Origin of the sequence: Sphingomonas gellani, assembly GCF_900110035.1 — a bacterium.
In the GTDB taxonomy this organism is placed as follows: domain Bacteria; phylum Pseudomonadota; class Alphaproteobacteria; order Sphingomonadales; family Sphingomonadaceae; genus Sphingomonas; species Sphingomonas gellani.
Genome location: NZ_FOCF01000001.1, coordinates 417,830 through 438,101 on the forward strand (window position 1 = coordinate 417,830; position 20,272 = coordinate 438,101).

Below are 20,272 nucleotides of genomic sequence, written 5' to 3' on the forward strand. Positions count from 1 at the left end.
CGTGGCGAACGTCAGCGGCGGCGCTCCTGCCCCGGCAACACGACGCTCGGCCCGATCGTCTCCACCACCCGGCGTGCATCGAACGCGCGGACGTTGCCCTGCGGGATCGGCCCCTTGCGCATTACGATCTCCGCTGTAGCTTCGAAGCGGTCGACCGTCTGCACGTCGAAGTCGTTCCAGCCGCCGAAACCGCCGCCATACCACGGGCTCCAGCCGAAGCCGCCAAAGCCGCGATTATAGCCGAAGCCGCCAAAGCCACGGCCATAATAGCGCCAGGACGGACCCCAATACCCGCCCAGCCCGCCATAGCCCCAGCCGCCGCCGAGCCCCGGCGTGGTGTAGGTGCGGCTCTGCCGATCGGTGTCGCGATCGACCATCACGAAATAGTCGTAACCCTGCTGCAACGTCAGCTCTGCGGACCGGAAGAACAGGTAACGCTCGACCGTGTCACGTGATGTGACCGAGTTGCCCGCGAAGCTGACCAGGAAGCGGCTGGGCTCGATCTGCCGCTCGCTATAGCCCTGTCGGTAGAATCCCTGCCCGGTCGCAGGCCGGTAAGCGGTTTCGGTCGCACAACCGGCGACCAGGAGGGCCCCCGACGCGAACGCGCCCAGAGCCACCTTTCGGCCAAAGGAGAATGCCATGTAATTTCACTCCATTCGCGGCGGATGCGGCGAACAGCCGCAAAATAGGTCGTGCAAATGGAACGTGCGATGAACGACTTGGCTCCGACTGTGCACGCTTTGTCGCTCTATTCGCCGATCAGGTGAAGCACGATCTCGCGGCGGTGCGGCCGCCGGCGATGCTCGAACAAATAGATGCCCTGCCATGTGCCGAGTGCAAGCGAGCCACCGATGATCGGGACGGACAGCTGTACGCTGGTGAGGGCAGTGCGCAGATGAGCTGGCATGTCGTCCGCACCCTCGTCGTCATGCTCATAGTCACGGGATTCAGGGGCGATGCGCGCGAAATACCGCTCCACGTCGCGTCGCGCAGCCGGCGCGGCATTTTCCTGGATCAGCAGCGACGCGGACGTATGCCGGCAGAACAGGGTCAGCAGCCCGTCCGTCACGTCTTGCCCGGCACACCAATCTACGACACGCGCCGTGAAGTCGTGCAACCCGGCACCGGGCGTCTGTATGGTCAGAATTGTGTGGGATTGTCGCATATGGGGGCAATGCGCAACAGCACCGAATGGCTCCCTGAGTAGGATTCGAACCTACGGCCGCTCGATTAACAGTCGAGAGCTCTACCGCTGAGCTATCAGGGATCATTCGGTGGAGGCGGCTCTATACGCGGCATTTCAGCCGATGCAACCCTGAATTTCGGGTGCTGCCTTGGCTGATCCGCTCACCGGTCAGGCGATGAACTGCTCCATGGTGATCCGGTCGTCGAGGGCATATTCGGGATCGAACAACAGGGTCAGTTCGCGCGCGCGGTCCATGCAGATGTCGACGCTGGCGACGTCGCGCACCTCGAACTGGTCGGCCACGGTCGATACCGGCCGCTTGGCGGCGTCGAGCACCTTGATCGACACGCGTGCCTTGTCCGGCAGGATGGCGCCGCGCCAGCGACGCGGGCGGAACGGGCTGATCGGAGTCAGGGCGATCATGCCGGAACCCAGCGGCAGGATGGGGCCCTGCGCCGACAGATTGTAGGCGGTGGAGCCAGCGGGGGTCGCCACCAGCACCCCGTCGCAGGCGAGTTCGGGCATGACGACGCGATCGTTGACCGTGATCTCGAGATTGGCGGTCTGCCGCGTCTCACGCAGCAACGACACCTCGTTGATCGCGGGACGCTGATGCACCCGCCCGTCGATGCCGGTGGCGGTCATGCTGAGCGGCGTGACGACGAAGGGCTTTGCGCGCGCGATGCGGCCACCCAGATCATGCCGCCGCCACTCGTTCATCAGGAAACCGACCGTGCCCAGGTTCATCCCGAACACGGGCACCATGGGTCGACGCCGTTCCAGCATGGTGTGAAGCGTCTGGAGCATGAAGCCGTCGCCGCCCAGCGCAACGATCACGTCGGGGTCGTCCTCCGCCCGGACCCAGTCGAACGTGTCGGCCAGTTCGGCAGCGGCGGCCTGCGCCGCGGCGGTTGGCGAGACGACCAGAGCCCGCCGTTCAAAGGTGTTCATCCGCCGGTCACGCTCATGTGCCGCTCGACCGCAGGCGCTGCGCCTGCTCCGATCCGGAAGTCGTGGCGGCGCGGCTTGGCGAGCAGGGCGGCATCGATCGCGTCGTCCACCGCCTCCACTCCACCCGACCGCAACGCCGCCTTCAGGTCGACCTGATCGTCATGGCCGAGGCAGGAATAAAGCTTGCCATCCGTGGTCAGCCGTACCCGGTTGCAACCGTCGCAGAAGTTCGCAGTCAGCGGCGAGATCAGGCCAAGGCGCGTGTCCGTGCCGTTCACCCGCCAATAGCGCGCGGGTCCGCCGGTGCGATGCGTGTCACGTATGAGCGGGAAGCGGGTCGACAGGTTCTCGAACACGCGACCCAGCGGGACGAAGCGATCCACCCGATCTTCGTCGATCGCACCCAACGGCATGGTTTCGATCAGCGACAGATCCACCCCCTCGTTGGCACACCAGGCCAGAAGGGACGGGATCTGATCCTCGTTCAGCCCGGCAAGCGCGACGGCGTTGACCTTGACCCGCAGCCCCGCGTCACGCGCGGCGCGGATGCCGCCGATCACCTGCGCGACATCGCCATGGCGGGTGATGAAGCGGAAGGTATCCGGGTCGACACTGTCCATGCTGACGTTCACGCGGCGCACGCCGGCCGCAAACAGGCGCTCCGCATGCTCGGCGAGGCGCGTGCCGTTGGTGGTCAGCGTCAGCTCTTCCAGGCCGTCGCCGACATGGCGGCCCAGACGATCGATCAGCTGCCCGACATCGCGCCGGACCAGCGGCTCCCCGCCGGACAGGCGCAGCTTCGTCACGCCGCGCGCGATGAAGCGCTCCGCGATGATCGCGATCTCCTCCAGCTGGAGAAGGGCGCGCCGGGGCAGGAACGTCATCTGTTCCGCCATGCAATAGCGACAGCGCAGGTCGCACCGATCGGTGACGGACACGCGCAGGTAGCGGATCGCCCGTCCATGCGAATCGACTAGCGGGCGCCGGTCGGCAGAAGAAAGAGCAATGGCCATAGTCACGAGCTATGATCGCTACGCTTGGCAAACAAGTCGGTTCCCGCGGGATCGATGCCAAGCTAATCTGTGGCGCGCTCACAAGGGGACAGGCGATCGGCAACGAAGTGCAAATTCCTGTCTCGACGCAGGACGCGGGTGCCGATGATCGGGTGCGGACGGTCGACCTGACGGGTGACGTGTCGGCCGGGCTGTCCGCCATCCGCAAGGCCGCCGCATTCAACACGGCGGTGCTGGCGATCCTGCCCGACACCGCGCTGGCCGATGCCGCGCTGGCCGCGGGTGCGACGCACCTGCACCTGGCGGATGGCGCTTTGTCGCTGGAGCAAAGCCTGCGCGCGGCGCATCAGGCGTGCGGACGCGTGGCGGGTGTCGATCGGGAACGGCGAGAGGGCGATGGCGCGCTGGCGGCGTGGCTGGGCGGACTGCGCGCCGGCCAGCCCGCGACCATGGTGCGTGTGACGCTGTTGCGGCTCGACCTCGTCAACGCGGCCCATGGTCGGGAGGCGGGCACCGCGCTGGTCGCCGCGGCCGAGCGGCGCATCGCATCTGTGCTGGAGGCGCTGGCCGCCGATGAGGGCGACACGCTGCTGACCCGGGTGCCGGGCCCGGGCTTCGCCGCACTGCTCGCCGGTCCGCCGGAGGGTGCGATCATCGCGGCCGCCCGGGTGGAGGAGGCGCTGGACCGCCCATTCCGCATCGCGGGCGCTTCGCTGATCCTGGGCAGCCGCATCGGTCTGGCCGGGCTGCGGCTTGGCGACGACGCTTCCGCGCTGCTGGCGCGCGCCGACCGGGCCATGGCGGACGAGGGCGACGGATGGAGCCGCGTGTACGAAGGGGATGACGAACCCTCGCTCCGCGCGCTGGCCATCGACCTGCACCGCGCGCTGGCGGACGACCAGATCACGCTGCGCTTCCAACCTCAGGCGCACCTGACGAGCGGCCGCGTGGTGGGGGTGGAGGCACTGGCCCGGTGGCAGCACCCGGAACTGGGCCCGCTGAGCGCCGAATCGCTGTTCGCCGCCGCCGACCATGCGGGCATCGCGCTGGCCCTGTCGGACCACATCCAGCGGCTGGTGCTGACGCAGGTCGCCGCGTGGCCGGCCGCTCTGGCGCATCTGAGGGTCGCCTTGAACCTGACGCCGGGGGATCTGGCGCGTCCCGGTTTCGCCGAGACGTTTCTGGACCGGGTCGATGCCAGCGGCGTGCCGCGCGGGCGGCTGACGCTGGAGATCACGGAGACGGGGTTGATGGAGGACCTGCCGGCCGCAGCGGCACTGCTGACCCGGTTGCGGGGGGCGGGGTGTCGTGTCGCCATCGACGACTTCGGCACCGGCTATTCCAGCTTGGCATGGCTGAAGGCGCTGCCGGTCGATTACCTGAAGCTGGACAAGAGCCTGGCGCAGGACATCGCCGGAACGGAGCGCGATCGGGTGGTGGTGCGCGGCGCGATCGACATGGCGCGGTCGCTGGGGCTCGCGGTGGTGGCGGAAGGTATCGAAACCGAGGAACAGCGGGCGCTGCTCGCGGCCGAGGGCTGCGCGACCTATCAAGGCTTTCTGTTGGCGGAGCCAATGGACGAGGACGAATTGATCCGTTGGATGGAGACACGATGATGCGTGCGATCGGCTGGCTGGCACTTTCGCTGATGTCGCTGCCGGGGGCGGTTGCCGCTGCGCCCGACCCCGTGGCCGCGGTGATGCGCCAGAGCGCGGCAGGCTGGAACGCCGGCGATCTGGACCGGTTCATGACCATATATGCCGACGACGCGACCTTTGTCGTCGACAAGGGGCTGATCCGCGGAAAGGCGGCGATCGCCGCGCATTACCGGCCCAGCTTCGTTGGAAAGGGAGCGGCCGGCGCCAACAAGCGCGGGCGCTTGTCCTTCCAATTCCTGGGCACGCGGGTCATCGATGCGCGCCACCGGCTGCTCTGGGCCCGCTGGACGCTGACCGGCGACCGGATCGAGAGCGGCATGACGACGCTGTTGTTCGAGCGCCGCCCGGCGGGGTGGCGCATCGTGTCCGATCACAGCAGCTGACGGATCAGCCCGCCGCTTTCGCCAGCCCCTTCGACAGCGACAGCGCGCCGTTCAGCCGCGCCTTCGCATCCGGCCACGCGCGTTGCAGCACCAGCTTCGCGTCCGGCCGCAGCTTCGCCACACCGCCCAGCCGGTCGACATAGGCGATCAGCCCCGCGACGTTTGGCGGTGAGTCGTTGTGGAACGACACCAGTACCCCCTTTTGCCCGACATCCATCTTGGCGATGCAGGCTTTCTTCGCGTTCAGCTTGATCTGGATGACGCTGACCAAGTTCTCCGTCGCATCGGGCAGCGGGCCGAAGCGGTCGATCAGTTCGGCGGCGAACGCCTCCACCTCCTGTGCCTTGTCCAGATCGTTCAGGCGCCGGTACAGACCCATGCGCAGATCCAGGTCGGGCACGTAATCCTCCGGGATCAGGATCGGCGCGTCCACGGTGATCTGGGGCGAGAAATCCTTCGGACGGTTGCTGGTCAGGCCGCCCGCCTTCGCATCCATGATCGCCTCTTCCAGCATCGACTGGTAGAGTTCGTAACCGACCTCCTTGATGTGGCCGGACTGTTCGTCGCCCAGCAAATTGCCCGCGCCGCGGATATCAAGGTCGTGGCTGGCCAGCTGGAAACCCGCGCCGAGCGAGTCGAGATCGGACAGCACCTTCAGCCGCTTGTCCGCCGCTTCCGTCATCTGTCGCTCTGGCGGAGTGACGAGGTAGCAATAGGCGCGGGTCTTTGACCGGCCGACGCGGCCGCGTAGCTGGTAGAGCTGGGCCAGGCCGAAGCGATCTGCGCGGTTCACGATCATCGTGTTGGCGGACGGGATGTCCAGGCCGGACTCGACGATCGTGGTGGAGATCAGCACCTCGAACTTCTTGTCGTAGAAAGCGCTCATCCGCTCCTCGACCTCGGTCGGGCTCATCTGGCCGTGCGCGACGACGTAGCGGACCTCGGGCACTTCGTTGCGCAGGAACTCCTCGATGTCCGGCAGGTCGGCGATGCGCGGCGTGACGAGGAAGCTTTGGCCGCCGCGATAATGTTCGCGTAGCAACGCCTCGCGCAGCACGACCGGGTCCCACGGCATGATGTAGGTGCGGACGGCCAGGCGATCGACCGGCGGCGTCTGGATCACCGACAGCTCGCGGATGCCGCTCATCGCCATCTGCAGCGTGCGGGGGATGGGCGTGGCGGTCAGGGTCAGCATGTGGACGTCGGCCTTCAGCGCCTTCAACCGCTCCTTGTGCGTGACGCCGAAACGCTGTTCCTCGTCGACGATGACCAGGCCAAGCCGCTTGAAGTCGATCGCCTTCGCCAGTATCGCATGGGTGCCGACCACCACGTCGATCGTGCCGTCCGCCAGTTGGTCGCGCGTCTTCTTCGCCTCGGTCGCCGTGACCAGACGCGACAGGCGGCCGATCTCGATCGGAAAGCCTTCGAACCGCGCCTTGAAGTTGTTGTAGTGCTGGCGCGCGAGCAGCGTGGTGGGACACACCACCGCCACCTGCATGCCGCCCAGCGCCGCGACGAACGCGGCGCGCAGCGCGATCTCCGTCTTGCCGAATCCGACATCGCCCACGACCAGCCGGTCCATCGGCTTGCCCGCGCCGAGGTCGGACAGCACGTCGTCGATCGCGCGATCCTGATCCTCGGTTTCCTGATACGGGAAGCGGTCGACAAAGGTGGGGTAGCCGCTGGGATCGGGCTCCGCGACCTCTCCGGGACGCAGCGCGCGTTCGGCCGCGACCGCGATCAGCTCGCCCGCGATCTCGCGGATGCGCTCCTTCATGCGGCTCTTGCGCCGTTGCCAGGCCTCTCCACCCAGCCGATCCAGTGCCGCGCCGTCCTCGCCCGATCCGTAGCGGGACAGCACTTCCAGGTTCTCGACCGGCACGTACAGCTTGTCGCCGCCGGCATATTCCAGCGCGACACAGTCGTGCGGGCTCTTGCCGACCGGCACGCTGGTCAGGCCGTTATAGCGGCCGATGCCATGTTCGGTGTGCACCACCAGGTCGCCGGGCGTGAGCGACGCGATTTCCGCCAGAAACGCGTCCGCCGACTTGCGCCGCTTCGCCCGGCGTACCAGCCGGTCGCCCAGCATGTCCTGTTCGGTCAGCACCGCCACGCCCGGCGCGGTGAAGCCGTGGTCAAGCGGCAGCACCACCAGCGCGGCACCCGCCGTCTTGCTGGTGTCCGCATGGCCCAGCGCGTCCTGCCACCCGTCGACGGCCTTCAATCCGGCGAGGCCATGATCCTTCAACAGCCCGGCCAGCCGTTCCCGCGCGCCGGCCGAATAGCTGGCCAGGATCGGCTTGCGCCCGTCCTTGCGCAGTTTCGCGACATGCTTGGCCACGGCCTCGTAGACATTCTCGCTCGCGGCGCGCTCTGGCGCGAAGTCGCGGGCGCCGTCGACGCCGAAATCGAGAACCGTGGCGCTTTCCGGCTCATGGAACGGTGACGTCAGATGGGCGCGGCGTGCGTCCAGCCCGTCCTTCCACTCGGCGGTGTCGAGATACAGCACCTTGGCGGGTAGCGGGCGATAGCTGCCCGGTTGCGCGCCCTCCGCGCGTTTGCGATTCTCGTAATAGTCGGCGATCGCCTCCAGCCGGCCCTGCGCCGCGCCGGGTACGCCCGCGTCGCGCACCACCACGTCCCCGTCGCCGATATGGTCGAACAGGGTCGCAAGCCGCTCCTCGAACAGCGACAGCCAGTGCTCCATTCCGGCCAGCCTGCGGCCGTCAGAAACCGCCTGATACAGCGGATCGCCGGTGGCGGTGGCGCCGAACGTCTCGCGATACCGGGTACGGAAACGCTTGATCGACTCCTCGTCCAGCAGCGCCTCGGAGGCGGGCAGCAGGGTGAAGCCGTCGATCCGCCCGGTGGTGCGCTGATCCTCCGGGGAGAATGTACGGACCGACTCGATCTCGTCACCGAAGAAATCCAGGCGCAGCGCCTGTTCCTCGCCGCTCGGGAACAGGTCGACGATGCCGCCGCGCACCGCATATTCGCCCGCGTCGTGCACCGTGTCGGTGCGGACATAGCCGTTCGCCTGCAACAGCGCGCTCAAACGGTTCAGGTCGATCCGCTCGCCCGGTTTCAGGTTCGCGACCAGCTGTCGGATGCGGAACGGGGTCAGCACGCGCTGGGTCGCCGCGTTGGCGGTGGTCAGCAGCAGCTGAGGCCCCTTCGCCTTTGCCTGCAAGCGGTGCAGCGCCGCGATCCGCTCCGCCATGACGCGAAGGGTGGGGGAGGCACGGTCGTATGGCAGGCAGTCCCAGGCGGGGAACTGGATCACCTCCAGCTCAGGCGCGAAGAACGGGGCTGTGGACGCCACCGCGCGCATCGCCGCATCGTCCGGCGCGATGAACACCGCCCGACCGCTCGCCGCGCGCGCCAGGTCGGCGAGCAAGGAGGGCAGGAAGCCGGTCGGCACGCCCGACAGGGTCAGGGGGCGGGTCGCCGAAAGGATCGTCTTGATGTCGGGCAAATCGTCGGGTCCGATGCAGCGGGGTAGTGTTGATTTGTGGATCAGCGGGGCAGGGGGACGTAGGTCAGCGTCCGCATCCTTGCCATGACCGGCCCATCCCATTCGGGCGGGCACGGCTGCGACCCGATGGCCCATGCCATGATGTCGACGTCCTGCTGTTCCAGCAGAGCCTCGAACCAGTCCAGCTCCGCCGGGGTCAGGTGTTCGCCGTGCGCGTCGAAGAAACCGCCGATCATTAGATCGGCCTCCTTGGTGCCGCGATGCCAGGCGCGGAAGCGCAGGCGTTTCAGGCGGGTGTCGTGATCCATGACGCTCCGGTGCGTGTGACGAATGCGAACGGGCCGGCCCCCGCTGGCGGCGGGCGTCGGCTTGGCTATATCGGTGCAGATAGCCATGCGTCCCGACATCCTCAATCCGCTCTTCGCCGAAGCGACCGCACTGAAAGGGGTCGGTCCCGCTCTTGCCAAGCCGCTCGGCCGTCTCGGGCTGGAACGGGTGGTCGACATGGCGTTCCATCTGCCGGTCGGGTGGATCGACCGGGTGCCGCGCGAAACGCTCGACGCGGGTGATGCGGGTCGGACGATCTCGATCACGCTGACCCCGCGCGATTACCGCCAGAGCGCCGGTCGCGGGCCGATGCGGGTGCAGGCTGCGGATACCGCCGGCAACATCGCCAGCCTGGTATTTTTCGGTGGCAATGCGGGTTGGGTGAAGAAGCTGCTGCCGCTGGGCGAACCGCGGCGCGTGTCCGGCAAGCTGGAAACGTACGGCCAGGACCTGCAGATCATCCACCCCGATCTGTCCGACGAGGAAGAGGGTTTCCGCGAGAGGGAGCCGATCTATCCGCTGTCGGAGGGGCTGACCTCGCGCAGGCTAGGCGGGCTGGTCGAACAGGCGCTCGGCCGCGCGCCTGGCTTGAGCGAATGGATCGAGCCGAGCCTGAAGGCGCGACGCGGCTGGCCCGACTGGCGCGACGCGCTGACCCGCATCCATGCCGACCCCGCCGACCGCATCGCGCGCGAACGGCTCGGCTATGACGAACTGTTCGCGAACCAGCTGGCGATGGCGCTGGTCCGACAGGACACGCGGCGGCGCAAGGGCAGGGCGCTGAAGGGCGACGGCCGGCTTCGCGACCAGTTGCGGTTGCCGTACAGCCTGACCGGCGCGCAGAGCCGTACGGTGGCGGAGATCGAGGGCGATCTGGCCCAGGCGAGCCCGATGCTGCGACTGCTGCAAGGGGATGTGGGCGCGGGCAAGACGCTGGTCGCCGCCATGGCGTTGCTGATCGCGGTGGAGGCCGGGGGGCAGGGCGCGATGCTGGCACCGACTGAGATCCTGGCGCGACAGCATTACGAAACGCTGCGCAAGCTGCTCGCTGGTCTGCCGGTCAACGTCGGGGTGCTGACCGGGCGGGACAAGGGTCGGGTGCGCGAGGCGACGCTGATGGGCCTGGCGTCCGGAGAGATCGACATCCTAGTCGGCACCCATGCCATTTTCCAGGAAGCGGTCGGGTACAAGGACCTGGCGCTGGTGGTGGTCGACGAGCAGCACCGTTTCGGCGTGGCGGAGCGGATGATGCTGGCGGCGAAGGGGCGTGTGACGCCGCATCTGCTGGCGATGACCGCCACGCCCATCCCGCGCACGCTGACGCTGGCGCAATATGGCGAGATGGACGTCAGCCGGTTGGACGAGATGCCGCCCGGTCGCAAGCCGATCGAGACGCGTGTCGTGTCGGAGGATCGGCTGGACGAGGTGGTGGAGGCGCTGGGTCGGCACTTGGCCGACGGCGGTCAGGCCTATTGGGTCTGCCCCCTGGTGGAGGAAAGCGAGAAGTCGGACCTGGCCGCGGCCGAGGCACGCGCGGAGACGCTGCGCGCGCGCTTCGGCGATCGTGTCGGTCTGGTACACGGGCGCATGAAGCCGCCTGAAAAAGATGCGGTGATGGAGGCGTTCGCGGGCGATCGGCTGGGCGTGCTGGTCGCCACCACGGTGATCGAGGTCGGCGTGGACGTCCCGAACGCGACGTTGATCGTGATCGAGCATGCCGACCGATTCGGGCTCGCGCAATTGCACCAGCTGCGGGGGCGTGTCGGGCGCGGTGGTGGCCTGTCGCGCTGTTTGCTGGTCCGCGGCAATGCGATGAGCGAGACGACGCGCGCGCGGCTCGCCCTGATGCGGGAGACCAATGACGGCTTCCGCATCGCGGAGGAGGATTTGCGGTTGCGCGGTGGCGGCGAACTGCTCGGCACGCGACAGTCGGGTGAAGAGGGGTTCCGGCTGGTCCTGCCCGACATGCTGTCCGATCTGCTGCCCTGCGCGCAGGACGACGCGCGGTTGCTGATCGACCGGGACGGCGGTCTGGAGGGCGATCGCGGCGCCGCGGCGCGCGTCGCGCTGTACCTGTTCGAGCGGGATGCCGGCGTCGCCCGCTTGCGGTCCGGTTAGCCGGTGGCGCCGCCCATCGCGCTCAGCACCGCGTAATAGCGTCCGGCCGGAATGGCCGGCTCCATGCGGCACCCGAACCGGCCGCCGAGCGCCCAGCGGATCTCCGCCGTCACTGTCCCGACTAGCGGCAACTGAACCAGGATGCTGTCACCCACCGCGTAATCGGCCTCGCACCGCACCATCAGTCCGCTGGGCGACAGGTTGACCACGACCAGCGTCAGCGGGCGTCCATCGGGTCCGGTGCCGCGGGTACGGTGATGAACCTCGTCTCGATGTTCGCGGCGCGCCTCGGTCACGATCCTTGCATCACGTTTCGCGGCATCGCCAAACCACCTTTCTTCCTACGGTCAGGTAGCCGAGGCGGTGTGAAGTGTAACCCAAGAACGCTGGTTAATTAATTCCAATATCGTATCTCGATCAACTTGCCCGGTTGAGCACGCCAACCTTCTTCTTGCCCAGGCTCAGGCGCACGCTGGCGTCCACCGTGATGACATGCGCCGGATCGCGCGTCGCCTCGCCATCGATCCGCACCGCGCCCTCCGCGATCTTGCGACGGGCCTCGCCGTTCGACGAAGCCAGACCGAGTGTCACCAGAGCCTCGACGATACCGATCGTGCCGCCGGGTACCGACAGGCTGGGCAAGGTGTCGCCGGCTGCTCCCTCCTCGAACGTGCGGCGCGCCGTTTCCGCGGCCTGCTCGGCCGCATCGGCTCCGCGGCACATCGCGGTCGCCGCGTTGGCGAGCACCTTCTTGGCCTCGTTGATCTCGGCGCCGGGCAACGCCTCCAGCCGTGCGATCTCGTCCAGGGGCAGGTCGGTGAACAGGCGAAGGAAGCGGCCGACGTCGCGGTCGTCGGTGTTGCGCCAGAATTGCCAGTAATCGAAATGCGGCAGCTGGTCCTCGTGCAGCCACACCGCCCCGGCCACCGTCTTGCCCATCTTCGCGCCGTCGGCCGTGGTCAGCAGCGGGGTGGTGACACCGAACACCTCCGTTCCGTCCATCCGGCGCGAAAGTTCCACGCCGTTGACGATGTTGCCCCACTGATCGGACCCGCCCATCTGCAACCGGCATCCCGCCCGCCGGGACAGTTCCATGAAGTCATAGGCCTGGAGGATCATGTAGTTGAATTCGAGGAAGCTAAGCGATTGCTCGCGATCGAGACGCAGCTTCACCGAATCGAAGCTGAGCATGCGGTTGACGGAGAAATGCTGGCCAACGTCGCGCAGGAAGGGGATGTACTCCAGCGCGTCCAGCCACTCGGCGTTGTCCAGCATGACCGCATCAGTCGGTCCGTCGCCGAATGTCAGGAAGCGGTCGAAGATCCGCTTGATCGATGCGACATTGGCGCGGATGCCCTCCTCACCCAGCAGCTTTCGCGCCTCGTCCTTGAAGCTCGGGTCGCCGATTTTTCCGGTGCCGCCACCCATCAGCACGATCGGCTTGTGCCCGGTCTGTTGCAGACGACGCAGCAGCATGATCTGCACCAAGCTGCCGACATGCAGCGAGGGGGCGGTGGGGTCGAAGCCGATATAGCCCGGCACCACCTGTTTCGCGGCCAGCGCGTCCAGCGCGACGGCATCGGTCATCTGGTGAATATAGCCGCGCGAGGACAGCGTGCGGAGCAGGTCGGACTGATAGCTGGTCATGGCGTGTTCGCGCTTACACACCCGCTCCGTCCCCGTCACCCCGGCGGCAGCTGGCCGAGGGGATCGACCGGGACCCGCCCCTTGCGCAGTTCGAAGTGCAGTTCCGGCCGATCGGCAAAGCCGGTGTCGCCCGACAGCGCGATCGTCTGGCCCCGCTTCACCGCCTGGCCGCGCTGCACCATCAGCTTGGACGCATGGCCGTACACGCTGGTCCAGCGGTCGCCGTGCTTCACGATCACCAGCCCGCCAAGCGCGGCGATACCGCTGCCGACATAGGCGACGACGCCATCGGCGGTCGCATGCACGGGCGTGTTCAGCGGCACGGCGATCTTGATGCCGTCGTTACGCTCCCCACTGCCGCCCCGGCCAAAGCGCTTCACCACGCGGCCGTCGACAGGCCAGACGAAGCCGCCGGCCAGGCGCGCCGGCGCGACCACGGCCGCGGTCGCGGGCAGGACGCGGCGCGGAGTCGCGGCGGGTCGGGCCGGCGCCTCGTCCTTCGCCAGCGCGGGTTCGCCGCCGGTCAGGATGTCGTCCACGTCCAGGCTGAACGCGGCGGCCCGCTCGGCCAGGCTGGGGCCACCCGACGGCGCATCGGGGATGAGGACCCGCTGCCCGACGCGCAGCACGAACGGTTCGCTCAGCCCGTTCACGGCGATGATGCGCGACCATTCGATGCCATAGGCACGCGCGATGCCGATACCCGTCTGGCCCGGGCGGATCAGGTGATAGCGGCCACCGGGAATGCGCAGGCGCTGCCCCGCAAGGATGGTGAAGGGTGGTTGCAGGCCGTTGGCCCAGGCGATGGCATCGGCCCCGGCACGGGTACGTTCCGCCACCCGACCCAGCGTATCGCCGGGCACCGCGACATAGACGTCCTCCGCGATGCGCCCGGCATCGGCGGCGACCGGCCGCGTCTCCCAGGCGGGGCGTGGTGCGGGCAGCGCGCTGACCGTGTCGGTGGGCGGGGTGACGAGCGGGGACTGCCGCACCGCCGGCCAGGGAGGTGACGGTTCGTACCCCCGGTCGGGCGCGCGGCGCGGTGGTCTGTCCTGGTCCGCAGGTTCCGCCTCGGGGAGCGGGGCAGGGCGCGCGCGGTATGCCTCCGCCGGGGGCGCGTCGACCTGCGGTATGCAGCCGCACAGCCACAGCGCACCGCCCATCGCAACCACAGACCGGCGCATGGCCTCTCCCCCGATCGGAACGTGCGCGAGACTAGCGTGCCGGCTCCAGCACCTCCAGCCCGCCCAGATACGGGCGGACCGCGGCGGGCACGACGACCGAGCCATCGGCCTGTTGCCCGTTCTCGATCACGGCGACCAATGTCCGGCCGACGGCAAGTCCGGAGCCGTTCAGCGTGTGGACGAAGCGCGTCGCCTTTTCCCCTTCGGGCCGGAACCGCGCGTTCATGCGGCGCGCCTGGAAGTCGGTGCAGGTCGAGCAGCTGGAAATCTCGCGGTACCGGTTCTGCCCCGGCAGCCACACTTCCAGATCGAACGTCCGCGCGGCGGAAAAGCCCATGTCCCCCGCGCACAGCAGCATGCGGCGATACGGCAGATCCAGCGCCTCCAGCACGCCCTCCGCGCAGCGGGTCATCCGCTCATGCTCCGCATCCGATGCGTCCGGCGTGACGATCGCGACCATCTCCACCTTGTCGAACTGGTGCTGGCGGATCAGGCCACGCGTGTCGCGACCGGCCGCGCCCGCCTCCGACCGGAAACAGGGGGTCAGCGCGGCGAAGCGCAGCGGCAGTTCGGCTTCGCCCAGGATACGCTCGCGCACGATGTTGGTCAGGCTGACCTCCGCCGTGGGGATCAGCCACCGGCCGTCGGTGGTGCGGAACAGGTCCTCCGTGAACTTGGGCAATTGCCCGGTACCGAACGCTGCCTCGTCGCGGACCAGCAGCGGCGGGCACACTTCCTCGAAGCCGTGCTCGTTGACGAGCCGGTCGAGCATGAACTGACCAAGCGCCCGCTGAAGTCGTGCCACACCGCCGCGCAGCAGGGTGAAGCGCGACCCCGCAATGGAGACGCCGGTCTCAAAATCCATGCCCAGTGCCGGGCCGATCGCGTCATGCTCCGCCGGTTTGAAGTCGAACGCGGGCGGTTCGCGATGGCGGTGCACCTCGACATTGGCGTCCTCATCCTCACCCGGCGGCACGTCTGCGGCGGCAAGGTTCGGCAACGCGGCGAGGGCGTCATCCAGTTCGGCCGCGATCCGCGCCTCTTCCGCTTCCAGCCGGGGCAGCGACTCCTTCAGTTCCGCGACCTCGGTCATCAGCGCCTGCGCGCGCGCCTCGTCGCCGCTGCCCTTTGCCTGTCCGATCTGTTTCGACAGGGCGTTGCGCCGGGTCTGCGCGTCCTGCGCCTGTGCGATCGTGCGACGCCGTGCCTCGTCCAGCGACACCAGCGCCTCCGCATGCGGCGGCGTGCCGCGCCGGGCGAGTTGCGCGTCGAAGGCGGCGGGATCGTCGCGGATCAGGCGGATGTCATGCATGGCGCGGGGCTATGGCCGACGCGGGGGCGGCGCGGCAACCCCCCGCCATGCCGGACGTTGAACGGGCAAAGCAGAGGAGAAGAAAACCCATGCACGTTCCCCACAACGCCTGCGTCCTGGTCGCCGATGGTCGCAAGATGCTGTTCTTCCGCAACGACGGCGACAGCGAGTATCCGAACCTGAAGGTCGAACATGCGGAGGAACAGTCCAACCCCGCCGATCGCGATCAGAAGACGGATGCCGCGGGCGGTGCCTCTTCGACCCAGGGAGCCGCAGGCGGCAACATGGCGGAGGTCGATTTCCACCAGCAGGAGGAGGATCGCTTCGCGGCGCAGGCGGCTGACCTGCTGAAGCGGCGCGCGCTCTCCAACGATTTCGAGACGCTGATCATCGTCGCGCCGCCGCGCACGCTGGGCGAGTTGCGCAAGCACTACCACAAGGAAGTGGAGCGGCGGGTGTCCGGTGAGTTGGCCAAGGATCTGACCAACCACCCGGTCGACGAGATCGAAAAGGCTTTGCACGACGCCTGACCGGCGGCGGCTTCAAGAAAAAGGGCCCGCATCGCTGCGGGCCCTTTTTTGTCTCGGGTCAGGAGCCGGCTATGCCGCGCGGTCAGCCGGCCTGCGCCTTGGCCTTGGCCCGGCGGCGCCGTGCGGCGAGGCTGGCGGCCGCTGCACCGAACAGGATCACCATCGGCGGAGCCGGCACCGGGGCGGGGTGGCCGCTGCTGCCCGACGATGACGACGAACTGCTGGTAGAGGAGGAACTGGACGTCGAGGACGAAGTGCTGCTGGACGACGACCCGGACGAGCTGCCGCCGGGACCGTTGGACGACCAGCCGCCGGACGACGACCAACCATCGCTGGACGAGCTGTAACCGCCGGAACTGGTGCTGGACGAGCTGGTCGAACCGCCGAAGGACGACGAACTGCTTGAGGAGCCGCCGTGGTCCTTGCCGCCGTGGTCCTTGCCGCCGTGGTCCTTGCCGCCGTGATCCTTGCCCCCGCCGCCGTTCTGGTTCTGGTTCTGATTCTGGTTTTGGTTCTGATTCTGGTTTTGGTTCTGATTCTGGTTTTGGTTCTGGTTCTGCCAATTGCTGTTGTTGTTCGTGTTGGTGTTGTCGATGGCGACAACCGCGCCGCCGCCTCCACCGCCGCCGCCGAAGCCACCACCAAAGCCGCCGCCGAACCCGCCAAAACCGAACCCTCCGGTGCCACCGACCACGACCGGATAGCTGCCGCCGCCCGACTCGAAGGGAATGGGCGCAGGCAACGGCACGGGCACGGGTGCGTTGGCGACCGTCACCACCGTGGGTGCGCAGGTCGTGCGGGTCGTCGTCGTCACCACGCGACGCACGGGCCGGGTCCGAACGACCTTTCGACGCACCACCTGCTTGGTGGTGATCGGTCCCTTGCTGTTATAGGCGACCTGTCGCGGGCGTTCCGCCATATGCACAGCGCCACCACCGATGAGCGCGCCGCCACAAGCGCAAGCACACAGTTTTGCCAGGGCCATCCGAACAGACATGGTTCACTCTCTCTTGCGGCGGTGTCGCGTCCAGGTGAATCGCTCACATGGTCGCGTGGTGCCAGTAGTGGAGAGTGCGGAACAAACACTTAAGCGCAAGGACCTTAACCATCTTCTTTGGGTTAACTGCGCAAAAACCACTATGTCGCCCTTACACCCTTGGCCGCGCGTGCCAAATCGAGACAGGGTTCAGGCCTGATCGAAGGTGACAGGCGTTTGGTGATGGCATCCGATCGCACCCGCGCGCGGTCTTAGAACCTGCTTGTTAGCGAAACGTCTCGCGATTATAGGCGCCCTTGCGATTGGGGGAGGTCCGTGACGGGGGCGTCAGCATTCCGGCGGGCCGGAGGGGAGTGCGTCTCATGGCGACCGTGTTGAATCGCGTTGAAGGGGCCGAAGCCGGCCCGGTGCCTGCCAACGATGCCGGCGAGGGTTACCGCCCGAGCGCCGACGAACCGTTCATGAGCCTGAGGCAGCAGGCCTATTTCCGCAACAAGCTGTCCCTGTGGAAGGAAGCGATCCTGCGTGAGTCGCAGGAAACGCTGTCGCAGTTGCAGATCGACTCGTTGCGAGAGGCGGACCTGACCGACCGCGCATCCAGCGAAACCGACTGGTCGATCGAACTGCGCACCCGCGACCGTCAACGCAAGCTGGTGTCGAAGATCGACGCTGCGCTGCGTCGGCTGGATGAGGGCGAATACGGTTATTGCGAGGTGACCGGCGAACCGATCAGCCTCGGTCGGTTGGAGGCGCGGCCCATCGCCACGATGACCGTCGAGGCGCAGGAGCGGCATGAGCGGAACGAGAAGATTTCTCGGGATGATTGAACGGTTTTAAAGAATCGGTTCAGTCTTTCGGGGTAGCACACGCCTATCGATACGAACGGGCAGGTCATGGAAGGTTTCTTTCCTCCGAAAGCTGGCGGCGACAGCCTTGCCGGCGACGACGGAACGAATGGGGCGCAGGGCGCCGGTGCGGCACCGCGTTCTCGCGACAGCCTGTTCCTGCTCGCACGGCTGGTGTTCGCAGGATCGGACGAGTCGCGCGACGTACGGGTACGCAACCTGTCGGCAGGCGGTCTGATGGCCGAATATGATGGTCGGTGCGCGATCGGGGATGCCGTGACGGTGACGCTGCGCGGCATCGGCGAGGTCGAGGGCAAGGTCGCCTGGGCGGCGGAGGGGCGGATCGGCATCGCACTCGACAGCCAGATCGACCCGAAAAAGGCGCGGAAGCCGGTGGTGGTCCGCACGAGGGGCTGACATTCTGTTCGTCGCGGGTCGGGGCAGCGTCGCGCCGCGATGAACGGCCCGTCGGCCCGGCATGTCGCCGGACCGGACGGACACTTGCTGCAATCAGAGGCCGGTCAATTCCTCTTTGAGGCGCAGCTTCTGCTTCTTCAGGGCGGCGATAGTGGCCGCGTCGGGCAGGGGGCGCGACCGCTCTTCGGCAAGGCGGCGATCGAGTCCCGCATGCTTGGTTTCCAAAGCGTCTTGGTGCGTCGTCGGCATTGCCAGACCTCCAGCATTATGTTTGGGGGAGCGCAGTAAACCACGCATGTCGGTAAAAGTCGCGTGTCCGTTTCCGGTAAATCGATCAAACGAGCCGCATGGTGCGACAGCCCGCTTGGGCTGCCCGATCGACTGCGCTAGAACCGCGCCACGAAGCGGGGGCGCGAATGGACGATGAACGACTGGCGGCACGGTTGGACGGGCTCAGGATGGAACATCGCGATCTGGACGCCGCGATCGTCGCGCTGGGCGACAGCGGAACGCCCGACCAGCTGCAGATGGCGCGCCTGAAAAAGCGCAAGCTGCGCATCCGCGATGAAATCGCTGCGGTGGAGGATCAGATGATCCCGGACATCATCGCCTGACCTGATTTGCGACAGGCGGAACGGGCTGGTGCTGGGCTTTGGCCGCGGACCGTGGCACCTGCCAATACGATATGAGCCGGACCCAAGACGAATCGCGCCTGCACGACCGCCTGATCGACGGGTTGTATGTCGAGGCGATGTTGCTGGCGGACGAGGCGCGTGCCTATTTCGACCAACTCGGTCGCACCGAGCGGGAGGCGTTGGACCCGCTGGTCCGGGTCGGTTTCTCCTGCGAGTCGCTGAAGGTGACGACCCGGCTGATGCACGTCATCGCGTGGCTGCTGACGCAGCGGGCGGTGGGCGCCGGCGAGATGAAGCCCAGCGACGCGCTGCACCCCTCGCGCCGCCTGGGCGACGCGCCGGTCAGCGACGCGGCGTTGCTGACTGCACTGCCGGCGCGTGCCGTGGCGCTGATCGCCGACAGCGAGGACCTGCATCGGCGCGTCGGCAGGCTTGATCAGGCGCAGGGGGCGAAGTCTGCGACCAGCCCGGCCAAGTCGATGCAGGAACGGCTGGCTCTGTCCTTCTGATCCTGGCTCATCGCGGGCCGCTGTTGGACCGCACACGCCTAGCTGGGCGCTAATCCAAGCCTTTGCCGCGCCGCGCCATATTCGTCGGCCAGCCGAGCCACGCGATCCGCCACGCTCTCGACCGCATGCACCGAACCGATGCCCTGGCCCGCGCCCCAGATGTCGCGCCACGCCTTTGCCGCGCTGCCGCCGAAATCCATGCTGGTGCGGTCGCCGGCCGGCAGGTCGTCCGGGTTCATGCCCGCTGCCTCGATCGAGGCGCGCAGGTAGTTGCCGTGGACCCCGGTGAACAGATCGGAATAGACGATGTCGGCCGCCCGACCGTCGACCACGCCCTGCTTGTATGCGTCGGCGGCACTCGCCTCCGTCGTGGCGATGAAGGGGGAACCGATATAGGCGAAGTCGGCGCCCATCGCCTGCGCGGCGAGTATCGCGCCACCGGTGGCGATCGCGCCGGACAAGGCGAGCGGCCCCTCGAACCATTGCCGGATTTCAGCGATCAGCGCGAACGGCGACAGGCGTCCGGCATGGCCGCCGGCGCCCGCGGCGACCGCGATCAAGCCGTCGGCACCCTTTTCGACCGCCTTGTGCGCGAAGCGATCATCGATCACGTCGTGCAGGGTGATGCCGCCCCAGCTGTGCACGGCGGTGTTCAGCTCCTCGCGCGCGCCAAGCGAGGTGATGACGATCGGCACCCGCCACTTGCCGCACATCGCCACATCCTCTTCCAACCGGACGTTGGAGCGATGCACGATCTGATTGACCGCGAACGGTGCCGACGGCCGGTCCGGGTGCGCGCGGTCATGCGCGGCCAGTTCCTCGGTGATCCGATGAAGCCACTCGTCCAGCAGCGACGCGGGGCGTGCGTTCAGCGCGGGAAACGATCCGACGATCCCCGCCTTGCACTGGGCGATTACCAGATCGGGCCCGGAAATGATGAACATCGGGGAGCCGATGACGGGCAGGCGCAGGCGGTCGAGGGACGCGGGCAGGGGCATCGCCGGCTTGTGACACGCATCCGATCGACGTGTCCAGCAAGGCCGATTGGCAGCCGCCTGCGAACGGTCTACGACATGCATGTT

At 67.5% G+C, this 20,272-nt stretch carries 21 protein-coding genes and 1 tRNA gene; 8 read left to right on the plus strand and 14 right to left on the minus strand.

What is annotated here, in order from left to right; translation table 11 throughout:
- Positions 1–11: 11 nt before the first annotated feature.
- The 5 genes from BMX37_RS02165 to moaA all read right to left on the minus strand — a co-directional run bounded on the left by BMX37_RS02165 (position 12) and on the right by moaA (position 3,153).
- Positions 12–644, minus strand: a complete 633-nt coding sequence (locus BMX37_RS02165) for a CC0125/CC1285 family lipoprotein (RefSeq protein ID WP_093663814.1) — start codon at positions 642–644, stop codon at positions 12–14.
- 107 nt (positions 645–751) lie between these two features.
- Positions 752–1,168, minus strand: coding sequence for a secondary thiamine-phosphate synthase enzyme YjbQ (locus BMX37_RS02170; RefSeq protein ID WP_093663815.1), 417 nt, complete (start codon positions 1,166–1,168; stop codon positions 752–754).
- A 27-nt stretch (positions 1,169–1,195) separates the two neighbouring features.
- Positions 1,196–1,270, minus strand: a tRNA-Asn gene (locus tag BMX37_RS02175).
- An 87-nt stretch (positions 1,271–1,357) separates the two neighbouring features.
- Positions 1,358–2,140, minus strand: coding sequence for an NAD kinase (locus BMX37_RS02180; protein WP_093663816.1), 783 nt, complete (start codon positions 2,138–2,140; stop codon positions 1,358–1,360).
- Positions 2,137–3,153, minus strand: coding sequence for a GTP 3',8-cyclase MoaA (gene moaA / locus BMX37_RS02185; RefSeq protein ID WP_093663817.1), 1,017 nt, complete (start codon positions 3,151–3,153; stop codon positions 2,137–2,139). The genes BMX37_RS02180 and moaA overlap by 4 nt, the downstream gene beginning before the upstream one ends.
- An 11-nt stretch (positions 3,154–3,164) precedes the next feature.
- Here moaA and BMX37_RS02190 point away from each other — a divergent pair, with 11 nt between their 5' ends.
- Positions 3,165–4,769, plus strand: a complete 1,605-nt coding sequence (locus BMX37_RS02190; RefSeq protein ID WP_093663818.1) for a putative bifunctional diguanylate cyclase/phosphodiesterase — start codon at positions 3,165–3,167, stop codon at positions 4,767–4,769.
- Positions 4,766–5,194 (plus strand): YybH family protein, encoded by a 429-nt coding sequence (locus tag BMX37_RS02195; RefSeq protein ID WP_093663819.1) that lies wholly within the window; start codon positions 4,766–4,768, stop codon positions 5,192–5,194. Before BMX37_RS02190 ends, BMX37_RS02195 begins: the two co-directional genes overlap by 4 nt.
- Before the next feature lie 4 nt (positions 5,195–5,198).
- Here the strand turns inward: BMX37_RS02195 and mfd are convergent, their stop codons facing one another.
- Complete coding sequence (gene mfd / locus BMX37_RS02200) at positions 5,199–8,669, minus strand: transcription-repair coupling factor (protein ID WP_093663820.1); 3,471 nt, start codon at positions 8,667–8,669, stop codon at positions 5,199–5,201.
- A gap of 41 nt (positions 8,670–8,710) precedes the next feature.
- Positions 8,711–8,977: an FAD assembly factor SdhE gene (locus tag BMX37_RS02205; protein ID WP_093663821.1), complete on the minus strand. Its 267-nt coding sequence runs from the start codon at positions 8,975–8,977 to the stop codon at positions 8,711–8,713.
- An 85-nt stretch (positions 8,978–9,062) separates the two neighbouring features.
- On the opposite strand from BMX37_RS02205, the gene recG reads away from it, so the two are divergent.
- On the plus strand, positions 9,063–11,114 hold the full coding sequence (gene recG, locus BMX37_RS02210) for an ATP-dependent DNA helicase RecG (protein WP_093663822.1): 2,052 nt from the start codon (positions 9,063–9,065) through the stop codon (positions 11,112–11,114).
- Here the strand turns inward: recG and BMX37_RS02215 are convergent.
- From BMX37_RS02215 to serS, 4 genes are all read right to left on the minus strand, one after another.
- Positions 11,111–11,410 (minus strand): PilZ domain-containing protein, encoded by a 300-nt coding sequence (locus BMX37_RS02215; RefSeq protein WP_244501342.1) that lies wholly within the window; start codon positions 11,408–11,410, stop codon positions 11,111–11,113. The two genes, recG and BMX37_RS02215, sit on opposite strands and share 4 nt — an antisense overlap.
- A 121-nt stretch (positions 11,411–11,531) precedes the next feature.
- Complete coding sequence (tyrS, locus tag BMX37_RS02220; protein WP_093664239.1) at positions 11,532–12,761, minus strand: tyrosine--tRNA ligase; 1,230 nt, start codon at positions 12,759–12,761, stop codon at positions 11,532–11,534.
- Positions 12,762–12,796: 35 nt separating this feature from the next.
- Positions 12,797–13,945, minus strand: coding sequence for a LysM peptidoglycan-binding domain-containing M23 family metallopeptidase (locus BMX37_RS02225; RefSeq protein WP_093663824.1), 1,149 nt, complete (start codon positions 13,943–13,945; stop codon positions 12,797–12,799).
- Positions 13,946–13,976: 31 nt separating this feature from the next.
- Positions 13,977–15,257, minus strand: coding sequence for a serine--tRNA ligase (gene serS, locus BMX37_RS02230; RefSeq protein WP_093663825.1), 1,281 nt, complete (start codon positions 15,255–15,257; stop codon positions 13,977–13,979).
- An 89-nt stretch (positions 15,258–15,346) separates the two neighbouring features.
- Between serS and BMX37_RS02235 the strand changes: the two genes are divergently transcribed.
- Complete coding sequence (locus BMX37_RS02235) at positions 15,347–15,787, plus strand: host attachment family protein (protein ID WP_093663826.1); 441 nt, start codon at positions 15,347–15,349, stop codon at positions 15,785–15,787.
- Positions 15,788–15,869: 82 nt separating this feature from the next.
- Here BMX37_RS02235 and BMX37_RS18630 read toward each other — a convergent pair whose 3' ends face one another.
- The gene (locus BMX37_RS18630; protein WP_244501343.1) at positions 15,870–16,565 is read right to left on the minus strand and encodes a PEP-CTERM sorting domain-containing protein; all 696 of its coding nucleotides are present in this window, start codon (positions 16,563–16,565) and stop codon (positions 15,870–15,872) included.
- Positions 16,566–17,146: 581 nt separating this feature from the next.
- On the opposite strand from BMX37_RS18630, the gene dksA reads away from it, so the two are divergent.
- Positions 17,147–17,611: an RNA polymerase-binding protein DksA gene (gene dksA, locus BMX37_RS02245; RefSeq protein WP_093663828.1), complete on the plus strand. Its 465-nt coding sequence runs from the start codon at positions 17,147–17,149 to the stop codon at positions 17,609–17,611.
- 66 nt (positions 17,612–17,677) lie between these two features.
- Entirely contained in the window at positions 17,678–18,046 is a 369-nt protein-coding gene (locus BMX37_RS02250; RefSeq protein ID WP_093663829.1) for a PilZ domain-containing protein, read from the plus strand.
- Between the two features lie 93 nt (positions 18,047–18,139).
- On the opposite strand, the gene BMX37_RS02255 is transcribed toward BMX37_RS02250, so the two are convergent.
- Positions 18,140–18,295: a YdcH family protein gene (locus tag BMX37_RS02255; protein ID WP_093663830.1), complete on the minus strand. Its 156-nt coding sequence runs from the start codon at positions 18,293–18,295 to the stop codon at positions 18,140–18,142.
- 167 nt (positions 18,296–18,462) lie between these two features.
- Here BMX37_RS02255 and BMX37_RS02260 point away from each other — a divergent pair, with 167 nt between their 5' ends.
- Both BMX37_RS02260 and BMX37_RS02265 read left to right on the plus strand, forming a co-directional pair.
- On the plus strand, positions 18,463–18,660 hold the full coding sequence (locus tag BMX37_RS02260; protein ID WP_093663831.1) for a YdcH family protein: 198 nt from the start codon (positions 18,463–18,465) through the stop codon (positions 18,658–18,660).
- Between the two features lie 71 nt (positions 18,661–18,731).
- Positions 18,732–19,190 carry a DUF1465 family protein gene (locus BMX37_RS02265; RefSeq protein ID WP_093663832.1) on the plus strand — a complete coding sequence of 153 codons (459 nt, stop codon included), beginning with the start codon at positions 18,732–18,734 and terminating at the stop codon, positions 19,188–19,190.
- A 38-nt stretch (positions 19,191–19,228) separates the two neighbouring features.
- On the opposite strand, the gene BMX37_RS02270 is transcribed toward BMX37_RS02265, so the two are convergent.
- Positions 19,229–20,188 carry an NAD(P)H-dependent flavin oxidoreductase gene (locus BMX37_RS02270; RefSeq protein WP_093663833.1) on the minus strand — a complete coding sequence of 320 codons (960 nt, stop codon included), beginning with the start codon at positions 20,186–20,188 and terminating at the stop codon, positions 19,229–19,231.
- Positions 20,189–20,272: the final 84 nt, after the last annotated feature.

Bases quoted from the DNA above. Each gene is read 5' to 3' on its own strand.
- BMX37_RS02255 (WP_093663830.1), bottom strand. From the start codon at position 18,295: ATGCCGACGACGCACCAAGACGCTTTGGAAACCAAGCATGCGGGACTC.
- BMX37_RS02195 (WP_093663819.1), top strand. From the start codon at position 4,766: ATGATGCGTGCGATCGGCTGGCTGGCACTTTCGCTGATGTCGCTGCCG.
- BMX37_RS02205 (WP_093663821.1), bottom strand. From the start codon at position 8,977: ATGGATCACGACACCCGCCTGAAACGCCTGCGCTTCCGCGCCTGGCAT.
- moaA (WP_093663817.1), bottom strand. From the start codon at position 3,153: ATGGCCATTGCTCTTTCTTCTGCCGACCGGCGCCCGCTAGTCGATTCG.
- tyrS (WP_093664239.1), bottom strand. From the start codon at position 12,761: ATGACCAGCTATCAGTCCGACCTGCTCCGCACGCTGTCCTCGCGCGGC.
- BMX37_RS02250 (WP_093663829.1), top strand. From the start codon at position 17,678: ATGGAAGGTTTCTTTCCTCCGAAAGCTGGCGGCGACAGCCTTGCCGGC.
- BMX37_RS02180 (WP_093663816.1), bottom strand. From the start codon at position 2,140: ATGAACACCTTTGAACGGCGGGCTCTGGTCGTCTCGCCAACCGCCGCG.
- recG (WP_093663822.1), top strand. From the start codon at position 9,063: ATGCGTCCCGACATCCTCAATCCGCTCTTCGCCGAAGCGACCGCACTG.
- BMX37_RS02170 (WP_093663815.1), bottom strand. From the start codon at position 1,168: ATGCGACAATCCCACACAATTCTGACCATACAGACGCCCGGTGCCGGG.
- BMX37_RS02190 (WP_093663818.1), top strand. From the start codon at position 3,165: ATGATCGCTACGCTTGGCAAACAAGTCGGTTCCCGCGGGATCGATGCC.
- serS (WP_093663825.1), bottom strand. From the start codon at position 15,257: ATGCATGACATCCGCCTGATCCGCGACGATCCCGCCGCCTTCGACGCG.
- BMX37_RS02225 (WP_093663824.1), bottom strand. From the start codon at position 13,945: ATGCGCCGGTCTGTGGTTGCGATGGGCGGTGCGCTGTGGCTGTGCGGC.
- BMX37_RS02270 (WP_093663833.1), bottom strand. From the start codon at position 20,188: ATGCCCCTGCCCGCGTCCCTCGACCGCCTGCGCCTGCCCGTCATCGGC.
- BMX37_RS02265 (WP_093663832.1), top strand. From the start codon at position 18,732: ATGAGCCGGACCCAAGACGAATCGCGCCTGCACGACCGCCTGATCGAC.
- dksA (WP_093663828.1), top strand. From the start codon at position 17,147: ATGGCGACCGTGTTGAATCGCGTTGAAGGGGCCGAAGCCGGCCCGGTG.
- BMX37_RS02165 (WP_093663814.1), bottom strand. From the start codon at position 644: ATGGCATTCTCCTTTGGCCGAAAGGTGGCTCTGGGCGCGTTCGCGTCG.
- BMX37_RS02235 (WP_093663826.1), top strand. From the start codon at position 15,347: ATGCACGTTCCCCACAACGCCTGCGTCCTGGTCGCCGATGGTCGCAAG.
- BMX37_RS02260 (WP_093663831.1), top strand. From the start codon at position 18,463: ATGGACGATGAACGACTGGCGGCACGGTTGGACGGGCTCAGGATGGAA.